Annotated in this window: 19 protein-coding genes; 2 read left to right on the top strand and 17 right to left on the bottom strand. The window is 69.5% G+C overall.

What is annotated here, in order from left to right; all coding sequences use genetic code 11:
- Positions 1-21 precede the first annotated feature (21 nt).
- Both AB0H42_RS14395 and hisS read right to left on the bottom strand, forming a co-directional pair.
- Complete coding sequence (locus AB0H42_RS14395) at positions 22-666, bottom strand: hypothetical protein (protein ID WP_357055055.1); 645 nt, start codon at positions 664-666, stop codon at positions 22-24.
- 101 nt (positions 667-767) lie between these two features.
- Entirely contained in the window at positions 768-2,030 is a 1,263-nt protein-coding gene (hisS, locus tag AB0H42_RS14390; RefSeq protein ID WP_357055052.1) for a histidine--tRNA ligase, read from the bottom strand.
- A gap of 192 nt (positions 2,031-2,222) precedes the next feature.
- On the opposite strand from hisS, the gene AB0H42_RS14385 reads away from it, so the two are divergent.
- Together AB0H42_RS14385 and AB0H42_RS14380 are read left to right on the top strand one after the other, a co-directional pair.
- Positions 2,223-3,110 (top strand): peptidylprolyl isomerase, encoded by an 888-nt coding sequence (locus AB0H42_RS14385; RefSeq protein WP_357055049.1) that lies wholly within the window; start codon positions 2,223-2,225, stop codon positions 3,108-3,110.
- Between the two features lie 324 nt (positions 3,111-3,434).
- On the top strand, positions 3,435-4,028 hold the full coding sequence (locus AB0H42_RS14380; protein WP_357055046.1) for a hypothetical protein: 594 nt from the start codon (positions 3,435-3,437) through the stop codon (positions 4,026-4,028).
- A gap of 79 nt (positions 4,029-4,107) precedes the next feature.
- Here AB0H42_RS14380 and AB0H42_RS14375 read toward each other — a convergent pair whose 3' ends face one another.
- From AB0H42_RS14375 to AB0H42_RS14305, 15 genes are all read right to left on the bottom strand, one after another.
- Positions 4,108-4,539, bottom strand: a complete 432-nt coding sequence (locus AB0H42_RS14375) for a DUF4913 domain-containing protein (protein WP_357055043.1) — start codon at positions 4,537-4,539, stop codon at positions 4,108-4,110.
- Positions 4,536-6,485 (bottom strand): TraM recognition domain-containing protein, encoded by a 1,950-nt coding sequence (locus tag AB0H42_RS14370; protein WP_357055041.1) that lies wholly within the window; start codon positions 6,483-6,485, stop codon positions 4,536-4,538. The genes AB0H42_RS14375 and AB0H42_RS14370 overlap by 4 nt, the downstream gene beginning before the upstream one ends.
- A 28-nt stretch (positions 6,486-6,513) precedes the next feature.
- Positions 6,514-7,122 (bottom strand): hypothetical protein, encoded by a 609-nt coding sequence (locus tag AB0H42_RS14365; RefSeq protein ID WP_357055038.1) that lies wholly within the window; start codon positions 7,120-7,122, stop codon positions 6,514-6,516.
- Positions 7,119-8,795, bottom strand: coding sequence for a peptidoglycan DD-metalloendopeptidase family protein (locus tag AB0H42_RS14360; protein WP_357055036.1), 1,677 nt, complete (start codon positions 8,793-8,795; stop codon positions 7,119-7,121). The genes AB0H42_RS14365 and AB0H42_RS14360 overlap by 4 nt, the downstream gene beginning before the upstream one ends.
- 16 nt (positions 8,796-8,811) lie before the next feature.
- Positions 8,812-9,120 (bottom strand): transposase, encoded by a 309-nt coding sequence (locus AB0H42_RS14355; RefSeq protein ID WP_357055033.1) that lies wholly within the window; start codon positions 9,118-9,120, stop codon positions 8,812-8,814.
- On the bottom strand, positions 9,117-11,156 hold the full coding sequence (locus tag AB0H42_RS14350; RefSeq protein ID WP_357055030.1) for a hypothetical protein: 2,040 nt from the start codon (positions 11,154-11,156) through the stop codon (positions 9,117-9,119). Before AB0H42_RS14350 ends, AB0H42_RS14355 begins: the two co-directional genes overlap by 4 nt.
- A 7-nt stretch (positions 11,157-11,163) precedes the next feature.
- A complete protein-coding gene (locus AB0H42_RS14345; RefSeq protein ID WP_357055027.1) occupies positions 11,164-12,654 on the bottom strand; it encodes an SCO6880 family protein in 1,491 nt (496 codons plus the stop codon).
- Positions 12,651-14,180 (bottom strand): hypothetical protein, encoded by a 1,530-nt coding sequence (locus AB0H42_RS14340; protein ID WP_357055024.1) that lies wholly within the window; start codon positions 14,178-14,180, stop codon positions 12,651-12,653. The genes AB0H42_RS14345 and AB0H42_RS14340 overlap by 4 nt, the downstream gene beginning before the upstream one ends.
- Before the next feature lie 35 nt (positions 14,181-14,215).
- Complete coding sequence (locus tag AB0H42_RS14335) at positions 14,216-15,022, bottom strand: hypothetical protein (RefSeq protein WP_357055021.1); 807 nt, start codon at positions 15,020-15,022, stop codon at positions 14,216-14,218.
- A complete protein-coding gene (locus AB0H42_RS14330) occupies positions 15,019-15,669 on the bottom strand; it encodes a hypothetical protein (protein WP_357055018.1) in 651 nt (216 codons plus the stop codon). Before AB0H42_RS14330 ends, AB0H42_RS14335 begins: the two co-directional genes overlap by 4 nt.
- A gap of 31 nt (positions 15,670-15,700) precedes the next feature.
- Entirely contained in the window at positions 15,701-15,970 is a 270-nt protein-coding gene (locus AB0H42_RS14325; protein WP_030521531.1) for a hypothetical protein, read from the bottom strand.
- Positions 15,971-15,977: 7 nt separating this feature from the next.
- Complete coding sequence (locus tag AB0H42_RS14320; protein WP_030521532.1) at positions 15,978-16,277, bottom strand: hypothetical protein; 300 nt, start codon at positions 16,275-16,277, stop codon at positions 15,978-15,980.
- A gap of 96 nt (positions 16,278-16,373) precedes the next feature.
- On the bottom strand, positions 16,374-17,027 hold the full coding sequence (locus tag AB0H42_RS14315) for a hypothetical protein (RefSeq protein ID WP_357055015.1): 654 nt from the start codon (positions 17,025-17,027) through the stop codon (positions 16,374-16,376).
- A 328-nt stretch (positions 17,028-17,355) separates the two neighbouring features.
- The gene (locus tag AB0H42_RS14310; RefSeq protein ID WP_357055012.1) at positions 17,356-18,225 is read right to left on the bottom strand and encodes a hypothetical protein; all 870 of its coding nucleotides are present in this window, start codon (positions 18,223-18,225) and stop codon (positions 17,356-17,358) included.
- 14 nt (positions 18,226-18,239) lie between these two features.
- On the bottom strand, positions 18,240-19,172 hold the full coding sequence (locus tag AB0H42_RS14305) for a hypothetical protein (protein ID WP_357055009.1): 933 nt from the start codon (positions 19,170-19,172) through the stop codon (positions 18,240-18,242).
- Between the last annotated feature and the right edge of the window lie 54 nt (positions 19,173-19,226).

Genomic DNA, 19,226 nt, shown 5'->3' with positions numbered 1-19,226 from the left:
CGGACGACGCCGGTCCCGCGGTCAGTACAGGGTCGCGATCTCCTCGTCGGTGAGCACGATCGGAGCGACATAGTCCTTGGCCCGGGTCAATGTCACCGCGCGGTACAGCGGCCGCTGCGGAAGCGGCGCGTCGCGGGCCTCGGCACGTAACTGGTGGACGAGTAGATCCGCCACCGCGAGCGCCGCGGGAAGGTCACTGTGCACCAGGGCGTCCGCCAACCGCCGCAGTCCCAGCAGATGCAGCTCGCGGCCGCTCCCCGCGTCGGTGTACATGGCCAGCGGGACGACCTGCCGGTCGGGGCCGGCGGTGAGCCGCAGCGCCAGGCGGCTGAGCCGGCCCGGATATATCAGCAGCTCGACACCGGTAACGGCCGCGATATCGAGAGACCGGGTGCCGAGCAGGGTGCGTGCGTTGAGCGAGGTCCCGCGTAGCCACAGCCGGCGCCGGGGTACCGCCAGGGCGTAGCCCACGGCCGGTACGGCCACCACCAGTGCCGCCACCAGCCCCGCCGGCGGGCCGAAGAGGAGTCCGGCGATCACACCGACCGCGAGAGCGAGCGCGAGGGCGAGCACCGCCAGTCGTCGCAGCACCGGACCGTAGACCTCCGGGGCGACCAGATCCAGCCCGATTCGCCGGGCGTCGTCGGGCAGGGGTGCATCGGTCACGGCAGGCGCATTTCGGTCCGGGGACGGGTCGCACCGGACAGTACTACGACCCGTCGCACAGCGCGCATTTCGCGACTCCTCGGCCCCGGCGGCCGCGGTGACTACTGCGCGGCCAGCGTGGCGACGATCTGGTCGAGCGGGATCTGCCGCTGGTCGCCGGTCTGCATATCCTTCAGCCCGATGGTTCCCTCGGCCAGATCGCGATCGCCCAGGATCAGTGTGACCCGCGCACCCGACCGGTCCGCGGCCTTCATGGCGCCTTTCACCCCGCGGCCGCCGTAGGCCAGATCCACCCGGACCCCCGCGGCGCGCAGTTCACCGGCCAGGACCACCATGCGCTGTGTGGCGGCCTCGCCGAGCGGGACACCGAATACCTCGCAGCGGGCCGGGTCGCCCGCCGTGACGCCCTCGGCGGCCAGCGCCAGGACCGTGCGGTCGACACCGAGACCGAAACCGATTCCGGACAGGGCCTGCCCGCCCAGCTCGGCCATGAGTCCGTCGTAGCGGCCGCCGCCGCCGATCCCGGACTGGGCGCCCAACCCGTCGTGCACGAACTCGAAGGTCGTCTTCGTGTAGTAGTCCAGCCCGCGCACCATGCGCGGATTCAGGACATACGGCACGCCGAGCGCGTCGAGGTGCGCGAGGACCTGGTCGAAGTGGGTCTTCGCGGATTCGGACAGGTGGTCGAGCATGAGCGGCGCCGTCGCGGTCATCTCCCGCACCTCGGGGCGCTTGTCGTCGAGCACACGCAGCGGGTTGATCTCGGCCCGGCGCCGGGTCTCGGCGTCCAGGTCCAGTCCGAACAGGAACTCCTGCAGCCGCTCGCGGTAGTGCGGGCGGCAGGTCTCGTCACCGAGCGAGGTGATCTCCAGCCGGAACCCGGTCAGGCCCAGGCTCCGGAATCCGGCATCGGCGACCGCGATGACCTCGGCGTCCAGCGCGGGATCGTCGACGCCGATCGCCTCCACGCCGACCTGCTGCAACTGCCGGTACCGGCCCTTCTGCGGCCGCTCGTAGCGGAAGAAGGGGCCGGCGTAGCTCAGCTTGACCGGCAACTGGCCGCGGTCGAGGCCGTGCTCGATCACCGCACGCATCACCCCGGCGGTGCCCTCGGGACGGAGGGTGACACTGCGCTCGCTGCGATCGGAGAAGGTGAACATCTCCTTGCTCACCACATCGGTGGACTCACCGACACCCCGGGCGAACAGTTCGGTGTCCTCGAAGACCGGCAGCTCGATATGCCCGTACCCGGCGAGACGGGCGGCACGGAGCAGACCGTCGCGTACCGCGACGAACTCGGCCGAACCGGGCGGAACGTAATCCGGCACCCCCTTCGGGGCGGAGAAGCTGCTGGTCTTGGTCACGGTGAACCAGTTTCCCCCACCCGCCCCGGTCGAGTCCAACCGGTTCCGCCCAATCCGGGCCCCGAGGCGGCCGGTCCGGTCGATATCCGGGTGCCGGGCGCCGGAGATGGCAGACTCTAGTGCCGGAAGCAACAGACCAGCCGCGACCGGCCGGGCCTGCCGGTCCGGCCGCCGCACGGGAGGAACGTGGTAGTGCCCAGCAACGAACAACGCCGAGCGGCGGCGAAACGCAAGCTGGAACGACAGCTCGCCAACCGGGCCGAACGCGCGCGAAAGCGTAAACAACTGACCATCGCCGGATCGGCGCTCGGGGTCGTCGTGGTGATCGCCGCGGTGACCGGGGTGTACTTTCTGACCCGCGGCGGCGAGAGCGCCGATACGGCCTCCAATGCCTCGCAGACACCGGACGCCTCGCTGTCCAGCACGCCGGGCGCGGCCCCGCCCCCGCCCGCGGCCGCCAAACCGGCCAGCGTGAACTGCGCCTACCGGGACAGCGCGGAACCCGCGTCCAAGCCGGTGCAGAAGCCCCGCGCGGAGGGTATCCAGACCGGCGACGGCAACTCCTCGCTGAGCATCAGCGTGGACTCCAACCAGGGACCGCTGGGGCTGACGCTGAACAACGCCGAGTCGCCGTGCACGGTGAACAGCTTCGCCAGCCTGGCCGGCCAGGGCTATTTCGACGGCACCAGCTGCCACCGGCTCACCCAGGGTGAGGGCCTCAAGGTGCTGCAGTGCGGTGACCCGACCGGCACCGGCACCGGTGGCCCGGGGTACGAATTCGACAACGAGTACCCCACCGATCAGTTCGCGCCGAACGATCCGGCGCTGCAGCAGCCGATCAGTTATGGACGCGGCGTGCTGGCCATGGCCAATGCCGGTCCGGGCACCAACGGCAGCCAGTTCTTCATCGTGTACGGCGATTCGATGCTCCCGCCGAACTACACGATCTTCGGCACCGTGGACGAGGGCGGCCTGGCGACCCTGGACAAGATCGCCGGTCAGGGCCAGGACGAATCCAACGGTCCCGGCGACGGTAAACCCACGCAGCCGGTCACGCTGAACTCGGTCCGGATCGACTGATCCCGGCGGCCCCGCCCTCGGGCGCGTTCCGCTCACCTCGGTTTCCGGCGATATATGCTGGTCGGCGCAGCGTTGCGAAGACTGAGCCCCCATTTCTCGGGTAATCTCGAAAAAGGGAGTGCGCGTGACCAAGTCGTGCTTCCCGGCCGCAGTTCCGGGCCGGGGAGCCGCTCGCGAGTTCTCCCGGTGTTCGCGTCGCGCCGGGCGTACCTTCGCCGGGCGGTTCCGCGGACCGGGCCGGCGGATCCCGATCCGCCGGCCCGGTCCGTGACGCTGGGGCACCACAACATCCAATAGTGCACACCGCAGTATCGGGGAGCAGCCATGTCCGAGGAACTGGACGACATCGGCCGGGAAACCGCGGCCATGATGAAGACGATGTTGCAGATCGCGACATTGGTCGCACTCAAGGCCCGGGAACGCGGTCAGCGTGAAGCCGAAATGCGGGTCAAGATGACCGAGGCCCGGGTGAAAGAGGCGCGGGAGCTGCAGATCCGTGAGGCACGCGACGCCAAGGCCAAGGATCCGCGCAATCTCGCCCTGAGCCAGACCATTTCGCGGTCGGTCGCGGAGGTCGGACCACCGGGCACCGCGGTACCGCATCGGGAAACGCCCGGTTATCGCGGCGTCCAGCTGGAGAAGGACCGCTTCTCGATGAGCTCGTTCGCCGACAAATCCGATCAGGTGAGCAGCGCGGCGGACGCGGTGCGCTACGACTCGGTGGAGCGGCGGGCGGCCCTGGCCGCGCATCTGGCCAAGATCGGTGTCGCACCCGAACTGGCCGCGGCCCGGATGCTGGTCGAGGTCGGGCAGGCCACCCCGCCGAGCGAGGCGGTGCGCAACCGGCCCGATCGGGCACCGTCGGTCCAGCGCACCCGGGAGCAGGAACTCGCCCGCGGTCTCGAACGCAGCCGTTAGGCCGCGGTTCCGGCCGGAATACGAGAACGCCCGTCCAGGAGGACGGGCGTTCTCCGTATCCGGGGCCGCCGGCGGGTCGTCAGCTCTTGACTTCGCTACCGGCCGAGCGGACCGGGGCTTCGGCTTCTTCGGTACTGTCGAACGGATCGCTGAACATTCCGTCGGGCGGAGCCGTCAGCGGCAGCGGCACCAGCATGTCCTTGTGCCCGTTGCGCACGCTGCAATATTTGAACGGGCCCTTCGGGTCGAGGAGTACGGCCATGTGCTGGTCAGCGTGGTCGAGGAACCAGACGCTCATACCCGTGGCGCCGTCCTGCCGCAGATGCTCCCAGGCCCGCCACATCGCGTCCAGGCGCGCGATGGCCTCCGTATGCTTCCACCACTCCGGGCACCACACGGTATCGCTGAGATCGCTGACCTGCCGCCGATAGACGACGCTGAGGTAGTTCTCGACGAACTCCACCACGTTCTTGTAGGTCGGTATCTGCTGCTCTCGGGAAGTCTCGGTCACAGCGGTCGAACCTCCTGCCTCTCTCCCGGCCCGTTCTCCGGACCCGGTGGTGTTCCGCCCGGACCGTTATCCGGTTCCGTCTGTGCTCCCGCCGGCTTCTTGTCCAGGATCGTCGGCGCGCCCGCCGGGCCGTGGTCCGGCTCCGCCGGCTTCTCCTTGATCAGCGCGGGGGAACCGATGAGATCGGTGACCAAGGTCTTGCGCTGCGGATCGTGCTGTTCGATGGACTTCTTCACCGCGGCCGCGTAGTCGCCCTCCCACCAGGGCACGGTGCGCACCAGCACCGGCGGCGCGCCGGAGGAGAACACAATGGCCCGGCCGCGCGGCAGCGTCGCCAGCGCCTGCACGGTGAAGGTCTTGGAGGAACCCAGCGACCGCGAATAGCTCTTACCGCCCTTGGATTCGGAGACCGAGGCGGAGATGGCGGAGTGCTCCCCGATGGCCTCGGACCGCTCTCGCAGGAAGTTGGTGTCGTCCACACCGCTGCCGAGCACCTTGATATTGGCCGCCGACCACAGCGCGTTCATCCCGTCGTCGCCCCAGCAGCGCGCGCCCTGCGCCCAGGACTGCAGCACGGTCATCACCACGATGCCGCGCGAGCCGAAATGGCTGTACTGCTTGGGCAGATCCTTCCACCGGACCACGTTCGCGGCCTCGTCCAGCACCGCCAGCAGCGGAATCGGCAGGCGTCCGTAGGCCGAACGCGACGCCTTGCGCATGGCCACATCGATCACCGCCTCGGTGAGCGCGCTCACCAGCGGGGCCGCCGAACCGCGGCCCTCCAGCGACAAGCTGTAGAGGGTGCCGTTCTTCTCGATGAACTCCAGTTCGTCGAACTGGGCCCGGGCCGGCTCGTGCCGCTCCTCGCTGTGCGGGGTGACCCACTTGTGCACATTGCGCAGTTTCAGGCAGCGCACCATCTTCTTGGCGGTGCCGAAGATACCGCTGCGGGTCCGCGGGTCGGCGTTGTACTGTGCCGCCAGACCGGAGGCGGAGAAATCGTGTCTCGCATCGCGCAGGATATTGATCGGTTCGATGTTCTGCTGATCGGTCACCCATTCCCAGATCTGAGTGATCGGCTTCTTCGCGATCGCGGCGGCCAGGAAGAGCCCGGCCAGCAGATCCTCGGCCTCCGGATCGAAGAAGGCGTCGTTGCGGGAATCGGAACCGCTGTCACTGTCGGCGAAATGACCGGCCAGGCGAGCTGCCCGCATCTCGCAGCCGTCGCTGTTCGCGTCCACCCAGGCCAGCGGATTCCAGTACCAGGTGGGCTCTTCGGCAGCCACGCCCTGCGGGTCGAAGACGAAGGTGCGGCTGCCCTTGGCCTCGCGGACATCGCGGGTGGCGTCCACCACATCGCGTTTGTTGGAGGTGGCCAGGACCGGTCCGATGGCGGTGAGGATCGCCGGGATGACCCGGGAGGTCGATTTGCCCTGCCGCGGCCCCCAGATGTCCAGGTGCAGATCCTCATAGGAGCCGTACAGCATCGTGCCGTCGGCGACGGCGACGCCGATCGGTACCCCGGGTGCGTCGTTGTAGCCGAGCTGGACGCCCATGTTCTGGGCCTTCTCCCGGACCCCGGCCTCGGTCATCGCGGCGATGGCGCCGCCGTTGCCCATCACATCGGCCTTGTCGTCCACGGCGAGGCGGCCCACCAGCCGTCTGGCCGTGGCCCGCCGCCGGTACAGCACGAAAAGGGCCAGCGCGAGCAGTACGAGCAGCAGGATCACCGTCGTACCGGTGGGCCAGTGCAGCTCGCCCTTCACCATCCCGGCCACGATGTCGATCGGGTTGATCGGCATGTCCTGCTTCTGCAGCGAGAGCATATTGCCCAGGTGCAGGGCCACCCATACGGTTCCCAGGACGGCGCCGCCGACGTAGATCGCGATGAGGGTCAGATCGGGCCCGACCGCGGCCGGGTCCTTCACCGGTTTCTTCTTGGCCATTACTGCCTCCTGAATGGTGCCTGCCGGGTCACCGGTAGCCGTCCAGACGCCAGCCCTGCGGCGTACGAACGACGGTCGCGATGACGGTGGACGGCGCCAGGGGTTCCTCGCGGCCGTCCGGATAGACGACGGTCTGCTCGATTCCGATCTTGAATTGCTGCACACCGGGATCCGGCCCGGCCGGCGGTCGGTCGCCGGAGGCGAAGGTGAACGCCTCCACCCGCGCCCCGGCCACCGCCCAGTCACCCCACTGCAGTGACACCGCTGGAGCACCGGCGGTGGCCGTCGACGCGTCCAGCACCCGGACCAGGCTGGGCCCCAGCCATTTCCGCGCTCGTTCCAGCGAGGCGCCCGGAACCTCGGTGGCGGGCTCCCACTGATAGATCTCGCGCAGCGCCGCCACCGCGACCCCGTCCGGGGTCACCGGATCCGGGGCGGGCACGGCCTCGAGCCGCCGGGTGGTCGAGGTGGCCACGGTGCCACCCGATCTCACGTCCTCTTCGCCACTGCCGCCGCATCCGCTCAGTACCGTGATGCCCAGCATCAGCACCACCACCAGTCCCGCACCAGCACTCGTCTTCTCGTTCCAGGCTAACCGCCCGGACCTCGTAAACGCCGCCGATCCGCGCGTGTTCACAGCACCCTCCTCGCCCGGGCGTCGCCGGGTACGGCAGTTTCGGCCACCCCGCCGGGAGAATCCGCGGTCAGCGCGGGTGCCGCCTGGATCATCTGCCCGTTCCCGCTGTAGATTCCGACCCGCGCGGGTCCACGCGGCCCGAACTCGCTGAACACCAGATCCCCCGGCTGCACCTCGGCGAGCGGCACCTCGGTACCGGCCTCCCACTGCTGCTCGGCGGTACGCGGCAACGAGACCGCGCCGGCCGAGGCGGCGAATACTGCCGCCGAGGTCAGGCCCGGCCCGTCGAGCCCGCCACCGCTGGGTCCCTGCGGGCCACCGCCGCCCCATACGTACGGAGTGCCCAGCCATTCGTGTGCGGCCTGCACGACCTGGTCCCCGGCCGCTCCCGCACTGTCGGGAGCGAAACGCCCGGTGGCCCCCGGATCGCGGTATTCCGCTTCCATCGCCAGGATGTTCGTGACGTAGGGCTGGGTCTCGGAGTAGTGCGCGGCCACCTGATTCGGCATACCGCCCGACGCCAGCACCGCGCCCTCGCCCGCGTTGTAGGCGGCCAGCGTCAACGCCACCACATCGCCCTGGACCCGCCCCTCGCCGATCCAGCCGGTGATCTTGTGCGCGATCGCGCACATGTACCGGCCCTGTCCGACAATGGCGTCACCGTCGTCCCACACGCTGGCCACTCCATTACCGTCGGCATCGATCACGTACGGCTGACCGTCGTCGGGATTGATACTCGCGGCGGTGCCGGGCAGGAACTGCGCGAGCCCCTGCGCGCCCGCGGGTGAGGTGAGCCCACGGCGGAAACCGGACTCCTGCCGCCCCTGCGCGGCCAGCAGGGACGGGGAGACCTCGGGACACAGCGACCCGGCGCGGCGGTACCAGATCTCCAATTCCGGTGGCACTTTCCCATTGGCCAGCGCCCCACCCGGCGTACCGAAACCGCGCACACACGCCGGGTCGGTGGAATACGCACGGGCACCACCCAGATCCGGGGTGGGCGCACCGTCGAGCCAGGGCAGCGGGTCGATCTGCCGGCCGCCGGTGAACCGGCCGCCCGGCACGATCTCGAAATGCAGGTGGGGCCCGCTGGATTCACCGGCCGAACCCACCGCGCCGATATGCTGGCCGGCTTGCACGACCTGGCCGACCCGCACCAGTACGCCGCTGTCCCACATATGCCCGTACACCGCGGAATACGCGCGCCCGTTGCCCGCATCCACCGAATCCACCACGATCCAGTTACCGAAACCCGAGGCCGGGCCCGCGGCCACTACGATTCCGTCGGCCACCGAGAAGATCGGAGTACCGTCCGGCGCGGCCAGATCGACACCCTTGTGCCCCCCGCCGCGCGAACCGAAGACATCCGACACCAAATAGGTGCCGGCGGCCATCGGCCAACTGCGGCCCAGCGGACCCGCTCCGGCGGCCAGCGAGGGCGTCGCGATCGCGGTGGGATTGGCGGTGGACCCGTCCGGGATTCCCGTCTCACCGGCCGCGCGCGGGTCACCGGGCGGGTATCCGCCCAGTGGCGGCAGCGTCGCCTGGCTCGGGTCGAGCACCGACCCGCCCTCGCACGGGTCGTCCACGGCGGGCATCACGATGACGAGGATGACCGTCATCAGGCCGAGCACCAGACCTAGGCAGGTCCACAGCACCGATTTCGCGTTCACCGCGCTCCCGCGGGGTTCACGTCTCGCGCCGGGATTCGTTGAGGGTGTCGGCCAGGGCGCGGTTCACCTCCGCGGCCACCGCCAGTTGCTGCTGCAGCGCGGCAACCTTGCGGCGCAGGGCGGCCGCGTCCATCCGCTCCAGGCTCGGCCCCTCCGCCGCGCGCACCCAGTTGCGTACCGAATTGGTGTGCACCCCGATCTGTTCGGCGACCAGCCGGCACGCCTCCGATTCGCTGCGCAGCTTGCCGGTGAGCGCGAGAACCTGTTCCACCGCGGCGGCCCGGACCTCCGGCGAGACCCGGCGATAGGACCGATGCGGCATCATGAATTGCTCCCGCCTACCGGATATGAACTGTCCGGCGCCGCGGCCTGTTCGGCCGCATAGCGCCCCGGATAGGAGGTGAATTCTTCGAAACGCTGGTTGGTGTCGTGGATCCCGCTGCTCCTCTCGGCCGCGGTGAATTCCATATGGAAGGGAATGCCCGGCCGCCGGTCCTCCCCGATCTTCAGCAGGAACTTGCCGGTACCCGGCGGGGACGGTCTGACCTGACCCGGTCTGAGGGCCTCACCGGTCAGCGCCTGTGGCGCCGACCAGCTGGTCACCATCTCCTCCTCGGCCGCGGTGAAGGGCACTGTGCTGTCCAGTCGTTTGATCTCCTCGCCGGGCAGGGCGCCGAAGATTTTGGCGCGGGCCCGTTCCAGGAAACCGAGGGCCTTGGCGATGGCGGCTTCCGAACCCAGCGACTGCAGGTCCTTGATGGTGTGGCTGATCATGATCAGGGCGGTGGCGATACCGCGCTGCAGACGGGTGAGTTCGTCGACCCGGTCGACCATGAAATCACCCAGGCCCAGCACCTGCCACAGCTCGTCCATCACGACCTGGAAGTACCGCTGCGGGGCCATCCCCGCGTCGGTGAGCGTATGCGCCGCCTCCACGGCGGCGAATCCGTCGGCCCAGCAGGCCAGCATGACGGCGGCCTTGAGCTTCTTGTCCCCGTTCGGGATATGGGAGACGTCGATGCACACCGCAACCGAATCGGTATCGATCGGCACCGAGGTCTGCCCGTTGAACACCGCGCCGAACGGACCCTGGGTGAGGGCACGCAGCGACCGTCGCAACCCGCGGATCGCCTCGTGGTACTCGGTGGGGCTGTCGGCGCCGGCATCGAGCATCATCTCCTCGCCACCGGCGACGATGACCTCGAGCAGATTCTCCATGATGGGCGGCTGGTCCGGACTGAATCCGCTGCCCGGCCGGTACAGGATCCGCAGGGCGGTGGAGATCAGTGTCTCCTCGTAATCGCGTACCCGCGCGCCGCGCACCAGTTCCACCAGACCGGCGATCAGCGTGACCTGCCGGGCCCGTAGGTCCTGCAGCACCTGCCGCTGCAGCTCGGGATGCTCTTCCAGCCGCGGCACGATATCGCCGAGCACGCCGCCGGCCAGCGGGTTGAGTTTGCCGTGGCCGTACCCGAGATCGATCACCTGACCGCCGACCAGTTCCACCAGCCGCCGATAGTCGGGTTTCACATCGGCGAGCACCAGCGGGGTGATGTTCTGCGCGACCCCGCCGAGCACGATCCGCCGCACCAGCGACGACTTGCCGAAACCGTTCAGACCCAGCACGAACAAGCTCGGCGCGGTGATGAAACTACCGCGCATGAACCAGTTCATCGGGTCGAAGCACACCGGGGCGCCGGTGTGCAGGTGGGAGCCGAGCGGTGTACCGATCAGCGGTGCGCCGGCGCCGACCGACCACGGCCACAGCCCGGCGACCTGCGCGGTGGTGGCCCGGTACTCGACCGGGCGGCCCACCACGTTCATCCGGCCGCCGCCGGCCCCGGCGAACCCACGGTCGGTCAACTGGGCGGTCTGGCGGTCGAATCCGTCCTGGTACTCCTGTTCGGCGCGCGCGGCATAGTTGCGGCGGCGGATATCGTCGGTGCGGATCCGGAAGGTGGCCCAGGCGGCCCGGATACCCGCGCCTTCCCGGCTCACCTCCTCGAGCCGTGAGCGGGTGGCCGCGTCGAGCAGCGGCGGGCCCTGCTGCCGGCGTTTCTCGGCCCGCGCCTTCGCCCGGCGGGCCGCCTTGTCGAACTCCGGTGTGCCCATCGCCCGGTCGGCGGCCGTATCGACCCGGTTGCGGCGGACCCGCTCCCGGGTGCCCGCCTCGCCGTCGCGCCCGGTACGGGTCCGGCGATCGGCCCGCGAGCGTTCGGGATCGCCCCGTTCGGCGTCGCCGGATCCGCGCCGGCCGTCCCGGATATGCCGTTCGTCGTCCCGGCCGGACCGCGACCGGTCGCCGGTGGCGACCCGGGTTCTGTTGCGCTCCCGTACGGGTGGCTCGTGCTCGCGTGCCATCAGTCGTTCACCCCGCCAATGCTTTGGGAATGGTCGCGTGCTCGGGCAGGATCACCCCGCAACCGAGCGATGCCGCGAAGGCCGCCGCCTGGTAGCGGTAGCAGCGGCGGATCTTGAGCCGGGCCTGCGTGGACAGGTCGCGCGTGATCGCCTCGATCCGCGGCAGGTCACCGCGGTTCGGCTCGGTGATGGTGACCAGGGCGCCGAACCGTGTGACACCGTGGCCGCGCGCCTGCTCCTCCCGGGCCTGCTGGGTCGCGCCGACCCGCAGGGTCGCCGACGCCGACACCACACCGCGTTCGCTCTGCTGAGCGACCAGGGCGTTCTTGAAATCGTCGTCGACGATCTCGGCCGCATCGGCCGCCGAATGCGGCCGGTACACGATGGCGATCCGCTTCCGCGGCACCTCTGGATTCGGCGCCAGCAGCCGCTGCAGCACCCGCTCGTCCACCGCGCCCTCCGGGGCCGTGTCCATTTCCCAGGTCACCGACCGGCCGCCGTCGTGGATGAGGTGATCCCATTTCTCGTCGTGCGAGACCGGCCCGGCATCGGCCCAGTCCAGGCCGTGGCCCTCGGGCTCACCCGCGGCCACCTCGAGATCGGCCTGCGAGGCAGGGTCGTAGCTGCGCCGGATAAACGAAATCACCTCGTCGGCCGACATGGGCTGGGCGCGGACCCCGGCTTCGGCGAGCGCGGCGCAGATACCCGGTAGCCGGCGGCCGATCTCGACCGCTTCCTCCGCCGGATTCTTGCGACGTTCGGCGGTGGTCGCCTTGAACGTGATGGCGACCCGGGGCAGCAGTTGCACCCGCTCCTGCGGCAGTTCGGTGGCCAGCTCGTACATCACCTGCTGCGCCAGATCCGGCGCCTCCGGCCGGGTAATGGTGGAAACCTCGGTGAGCAACCGGTTCCCGGTCTCCGGGACGGTATCGATCACCGGCACCACGGCGACGATATCGCTCGTCTGGCCGACCGAGGCGAGGAAGGTGCCCCAGGCCGATACCCAGCGGTCGATCACCGGCTGGTCCACCGCCTCGTGACCCTGCGGCCACGCCCGCAGTACCACCGTGTACTGCGCGAACTGCGGCAGGTGGATCATGCCGAAGCTGTAACCGCCGGCGTCGATACCCTCGTAGAGCTTGGAGGGCGCGAGCAACCCCGGCAGCCGGGTGAAACCGCCCGGCACCCGGGAGAACCGGCCGCCGCGGTACACGTGCTCACCGCGATTACGCGAACGCATCCAGTGGAACATCATCAATCCCGTCTCGTAGCCCGAACGCCCACCGCGTCGCATGACGAGGGGAGCCATGATCACCACACCGGCCCCGCCGACGACGGCGCCCCACTGGAAACCGCCGATCATGGCGGTGAGCAGCGCGGTGATCACCACCGCGAAGCCGAGCACGGTCTCTTCCCACCGCAGCCCGAAAAGTCCGGCGCTGCGGGGCTTCTGCCACAGGCCGTAGGAGCGGCGTTCGTAGGTCTCGGTGCTGGTCATCGTGGGATGGTGTTCCTACCGAAGTCGGGGTTACGGTTGCGCCAATTGTCGCCTGCTACATCACCCATGGCCTGGTCCGCGCGGGTCATCCCGGCGGTCGCGGCGCGGGTTGCGCCCATTCTGTTGGCCACGCGGGACGCACCGGACGGTACACCGCCCGGGGACCCACTCGACCGAGGTCCCTGTCCACCGGCCGGCGCGCCGCCACCTCCGCCACCGCGCGGCGGGGGCATCGGGCGGGGTGCACCACCACCGCGGCCGCCGGGTGGCGGCGGACCGGCCGCGCCGCCCACGTAGCCGGCGCGACCCGGCGCCGCGGCACCCTTCGCACCGACCGCCTTGGTACCCATGGCGCCCAGACCGGCTGCCGCGATCAAGGTTCCACCGGTCGCGGTGAGACCCGAACCGCCACTGCCGACAATGGCGACCGCCGGCGTGACCAGCCGCATCAGCGCGGGCAGTACGAACGCGACACTGCACAGCAGCACGATGGCCACCAGCATGCGCTGGGCTTCCTCGGCCTCGGGCAGTCCGCCCGCCGGGGTCATCTCGTCCACGTGCCCGGCAGTGGTGAACGCGATCATGTACACGATCGCCGCCACCGGTTTCCACAGCATGAAGGCGATGATCCAGCCGACCAGTTTCTGATACGACTGCTTACCGGTGCTCATCCCGGAGGCGGCGGCCGCCAGCGGCAGCACACCGGCCGCGATCACCAGCAGGCCCTGCCGGACGATGGCCAGCACGATCTGGGCCAGCGCCCCGAGCAGTCCGACGATCGCGATGATGAGGACGAGGCCGGGCGAGAAAGCTTGCAGCTTACTGGTTTTCACCATCAGTTCGGCCATGTTGCGGGCATTGCCGTCGGTGGAGTCCTGGATAATCCATTCGGCGAAGCGGTCCGAGGCCACGGTGCCGGCCACGATCACCGCGCCCAGCATCCAGGAACTGAACACCACCCGGGTGAACATCCGGAACGATTCGGCCGCCTCCTGCATCGCGCCGCCGCGTCTGGCCTCGGCCAATCTGAGGCCCGTGATGATGATGGAGGCCATCAACAGCAGTATCTGTATTTGATACGTGTAGTCGTTGATCTTGGTGAACAGCGAACCGGAATCGCTGGCCACCTCGTTGGGCACCTTCATCCAGAAGGTCAGCGCCAGGATGATCGCCTCGCCCAGCCCGTTCATCAGCGAATCGACCACTTTGCCGAAGGTCGAATCCCACGCCTTGTCCTTGACGGCGGTGGCCGCTTCACCGGGATGGGTGGCGGCATTGCCCGCCTTGCACACCGCCGCGGCGGCGTCGCCGAGCGAGATCCCGGGGATGCCGAGCTCGTCCAGGGCATCGTGTATCTCGTTACAGGTCTCGTCGAACCCGTAGGACTGACCGTAGGCCACCACCGGCGTCGCCATCGACACGGTGAAGATCACCGCGAGGATCGTGACGAGCCGTCTGGCCAGTGACACCCGGTACGAGACCGCGGGAGTTCGCTCCCCGCGCTCGGAAGGGTCGTCTGCGCGCACTACCTGAGCTTCCACATTTCGTCCCAACATCGGAATCACCATCGAGTCCACCCCTCGAGCGATTCGACATACTCGGTCTGTGTGTTCGGCGAGGTGGTCGGCTTGAGCCGCCAATCCCCCGCGTCCCACACCATGATCAGTCGCAACGTCACCCACACCGGCTTCGCGTCGAGCGCCGGAGCACGCAGCGCCAACCGCACGATCGCCATATCGTCCGCGTAGTCGTCGATCTTGAACGCGTCGGACGCGACGAGGTACCGGGTCACCGATTCGGGCTGCTGTTCGGGCAGCCGATCCGCTTCCAGGGCCTTGTCGTAGGCCGCGATCTGCTGCGCCGAAACCCGCACCTGCCGTACATAGAGATCACGGTCCGCCGGCCGGGCGTTCAGCCGGTAGGTGATCTGGGCCGCGGCCAGCGCGGCGCCCTGCGGGGTGTGCGAGTACCCCACGGCCAGCCCGTCCTCGATCCGGTGCGGACCGTCGGAACTCGAGAACGGCACCGACGCCCCGTACACCCGCTGCCAGCCGCGGGGATCGGTGGTGCCCACCGGCGCGGCGGTCAGCCAATCGGGGTCCGTCGGCTTGCGTTGCGGGGACGGGTCCTGCGGAAGGACCTGCCCCGCCGGGTTGTTGGGGATATCGATGCGCCGGTTGAACACATCCACCTCCGGATCGGCGAAGCCCTCGCCCACCGCGGCCGGGGGCGGCGGCGCCGAGACGGGTTCGTCGTCGCGGCCCGTCCACATGACGACGCCGACCACCACGATCAGCGCCAGTACCGCCGCGGAGGCGATGACTCCGAAGGAGACGCGGTCACGCTGATAGGTCTCCTTCCCGCTCACTTCGGCGCCTCCACTTTCACAGTGTCACTGGGTAATTCGGTCACAGGGTCGATCGGTCGCGTAGTCGATTCCGGATCCGGCAGCCGTAACCTCCAATCCTGAGCGAACCACTCCACCGTCGTGTGGTTCACCGCTCTCGAACTGTCCGAGTACTCGCTGTACACGTCCACCGCGGCGCGCTGGTCGCTGTACTCGGTGATCCGGTATCCCAGCAGCCGCGGCGCGTAGACCGGATCCGCGGGACCACTGATGGACAGCTGCACCCGGTTCACCGCCCATTCGTCCTTCGCCGGGCCCGGAACCACCTCCCGGGCAACAATATTCGACCACTGTCCGTCGTCGGCGATCGCCAGGCGCACGGCGTGCACCATGGCGGCCACCCCGGCGCCGGCGGGGCTCTGCTCGAAACCCGTTGCGGCGCCGTCGGTTTGAGCCGTCGGACCCTGATCGCTATGCGGTAACGATACGCCCTGGAACGGCACCCAGCGCACATTCGTCGGGGGCGCCGACAGATCGGGCGGTGCCGCGGCGTCCCCGCCCCCGCAGCCCACGACGCCGGCCAGCAGCAGCGCGGACAGCACCTGGGCAGCCCTGAGGACATACGGCCGGCCGGACCGGCGCGGGGCCGGAATCACGGTCGATTTCATGCGCAGGTCGTTCTCCTCGCCTCGCCCCGGATCATCCGGGCAGGAACGCCAGGGCGATACCGGAGGCGCCGCTGGCCACGATCGCGCCGAGCAGGCTCATGAGCACCCCGTGCGAGGCGTCGTTCATCGCCAGATCGCCCTTGAACGTCAGCCACAGCTTTCCGGCCGAAACGATCATCCACGCCAGACAACCCATGAGAACGAACCAGAGCAGCCAGTTCAGCAACTGCATCAACGGTTCCAACACTTCGGCCGGCATCTGCTTGTACGCCAGAACACCGGCCGCCCCGACCAGATCCATTACAACCTCACGTTCCGATGACGGCGTTCATGATCGTTCCGGCACTGGTCGCGACCACGCCGCCGATCATCGCTCCGGCCACCATCTTCGGGGACTCGAGTCCACCGCCGGTCCATTTCTCCCACGCGAACTTGCCGCCCGCGTAGATGATTCCGCAGATCCCGGACAGCAGGACGAACCAGGTGAGGTACCGCACCAGCTGCAGGATCTTCTCCGACCCGGGCGGGGCCTCGGGCGTCGGATTGCCCACCTGGGCCACAACAACGGTGTCGTAGACCTGGTGCACGGCGAGAAGTACGGTGCTCATCGGGTGCCTTTCTCGATAGCTGAGGTGCAACATTCGGTCCGCGCGAGCGCGGGGAGCACGACACGGAATACGTACTCGACGGCGGCGATCACGGCATCACTCCTCTACGAATCTCGATCGGCCCCGAGTGGGGGCGGCCTCCGATTCCTCCAGCGCGGCCCGGGCGGCCGCGACGATTTCCGAACCGAGTTCCCTGATGTCCAGGGGAACCTCGTCGAGTGGGTCGATCCGGCGGCGGCGCTGCGGCGAGGTCGCGACACCCGGCGTCCACACCGGCAACTTCTCCGGTTCGACCAGCGTCCACTCCTCGTACCAGGGCACCTGCCAGATCTGTCCGGCCAGTGAGGCGACCACATCGCGGTAGCGCCGGATCTCCGGCGCCATCCGGCCCGGACGCGCCGCCACCGTGATGAGGCCGAGAACCTGGCTGGGCCCGGCGAACCCCGAGTGGTGCTGACGCAGCAGATCGTGCGCATGGGTCAGTCCGGCAATGGTCTCCCGCGCCACCAGCACCACGAACGGCGATTCCCGGTCGAAGACACCGGGCCAGCGCCGGCCCGAATCGGCGGCGGGCGCCAGCACATGGGCCAGCGAACTGGCACCGGCGCCGCCGTGGACACCCAGCAGCCACACCAGCGGCGCACGGCCGGCGCCGGGAACAGGACGGTCCCAGACCGCGGCGCGACGTGATTCCGGCGGTGGTACCACTCCGGCAACAGCGTGATGGTCGGGTCGACGAGGAAGATTCATAGCAAGGGACATAATGCCTCCCTCGACGGCGCTACCTGTAGTCCGCGGAGCCCGGAGCGAAGGCGGAGGGATCGCAACACGATGCCACCCTCCGCGTTCCGGATGGCCCGCGGAGTCGACGAAGGCCCAGCGACCGCATGATCCCGCCCCCGGGACGCAACCCACGGTCCGCGGAGGCCGGAGCCTTGACAGAAGGATCGCAACACGATGCCACCCTCCGCGTTCCGGATGGCCCGCGGAGTCGACGAAGGCCCAGCGACCGCATGATCCCGCCCGCGAGACGCGGCGCACGGTCCGCGGAGGCCGGAGCCCTGACGACGAGGCCGCATCATGACGCCATCCCGGCGAGTAGTCGCTCGTAGGTCTGCCGCGTCTCGTCGGCGAGTGCGACGTGACGCACCAGTTCGCCGCGTGCCAGATGGGGGTCGTAGGGCACCTCGACGATATCGCGGACCCAACCGGCCAGATGTTCCCGCAAATGGTCGGCTACCCGCGAATCGGCGCCGCGCAGCTGATGGGAGACCACGATGGTGGTATCGCCGACGATCCCGCCGCCCATGGGCTCCGAGGAGTCGCCGTATTCGTCGTCGAGCCATTCGAGAGTCACCCGCAGGCGGTTTGCCGCGTCGACCCGCGCCGGGATGGTCAGGACCAGTGCGACATCCGCGTCGTCGAGCAACGGCCGCAGCTGCCGGCTCGCGATCGGGTTCCCGCCGTCGTAGACGCCGGTGTATCCGGCCTGGTCGACCGCCCGGGCCACGGTGAGGTAGCTCGCCCGGCGGCGCAACGGCGCGGCGTCACGCCACAGCAGGCCGATTCCAGAGGTGGCCCGGGACATACAGTCTTTCAATGGGGCCGGCTCGTCGTCGCCGCGGCCGTACAACCACTGCTGCATGCTGATCGGGTGCAGATGCTCGTCGGCGCCGCGCAGGGCCAGATCGCCCCCCGCCGGCGTGGCGTCCACCGCGACCGTGGCGGTCCCCGCGAGACCGAGTTCACCCGCCAGCCCGAGCGCGGTGGTCGTGGTGCCGGCGCCGCCGCAGCCGCCCACCACCAGGATCGGCCGGGGCTCGCCGGCCGCACGGGTCCGGGCGCCACCCGGCAACCGCACCACCCGCGCCTTCCGGTCTCCGCCTGTCCCGTCCGTCACCTCGGCATCCGGTGCGGTGTCGAGCCAGCGGCTCCAATCCTCTCCCATCGCAGCACTCTCCTCTATCCGGCCGAGATACCCGTGATGAGGGTGCGGCCGTCGATCACCGCGGTGGTGACCGTTTGCCTGCTGTAGGTAGCGGGCTCGCCACCGGGCCGGAACTCGGTGACCTCGACCGTGTACCGGCCATCGGCCACGGTCACGATCCGTACACAGTGCGCGGTGCCGGGCGCCACGCTGTCGATACCCGCCTGGATCACCTCGGCGGAGGAGACCGGGGCGTCGGGTGCGACCGCGGCGCGCGCCTCGGCACCGGAACGCTGCACGTAGTAGGCGTACTGGAAGCGCAGCACGGCCTCGGGACCCGAATTCGTGCCGCCCGGCCCCGCACCACGCACCACCTGCGCGGTCTGTTCGGCCGGACACGCCGCGGCGGTGGGATCGGCGCCGGCGCTCCCGGCGGTGAAGCGCAGGCCCGCGCCTCCGTCGGGCGCGGCTCCGGGGCCGGCGGCACCGGGTGTGCCGGGCGCCAGCAGGTACAGGACCACGGCGGCGGCGATACCGAGCAGCACCACGGCGGCAAGGAGCACTCCGGCGGTACGGCGCCGGCGGGCGCCGTGCTCGGTTCCGATATCGCGGAGCCGGGCGGGGGTACGGCCGATCCGCGCCGGTTCGGTGAGTTCCTCGTCGTCGGCCCAAGGAAACCGGACCAGGTCCGCGTCCCGCTCATCGCCGGGCGCGTCCACCCAGTCCGACCAGCCACCGGTGAATTCGGTGCGGCGACCGGATAGTTCGGCGGGCGCCGGATCGGGCCGGGCTGTCGCGCTTCCGGCCTCGGCGATGTAGTCGGGGTACCTGGCGGGGCCGTCGTCGTCGGCCCCCGGGACGACCTCGCCACCGGACTCCGGCGCGCGAGGCGGCACATCCGTGTCGCGCGTCCCCTCCGGCTCCAGCGGACCGTACCATCGATCGAGCTTTTTGTAGGACTTCAACATTCCCCCATTCCCGTGGCGCCGGGCACGTGATCTGGCATCATCGATCCCTCTCGG

It is taken from the genome of Nocardia sp. NPDC050799 (genome assembly GCF_040654015.1).
GTDB lineage: Bacteria > Actinomycetota > Actinomycetes > Mycobacteriales > Mycobacteriaceae > Nocardia.
The sequence above is the reverse complement of the archived record's forward strand: the minus strand, read 5'-3'. Positions and strand labels throughout refer to the sequence as shown.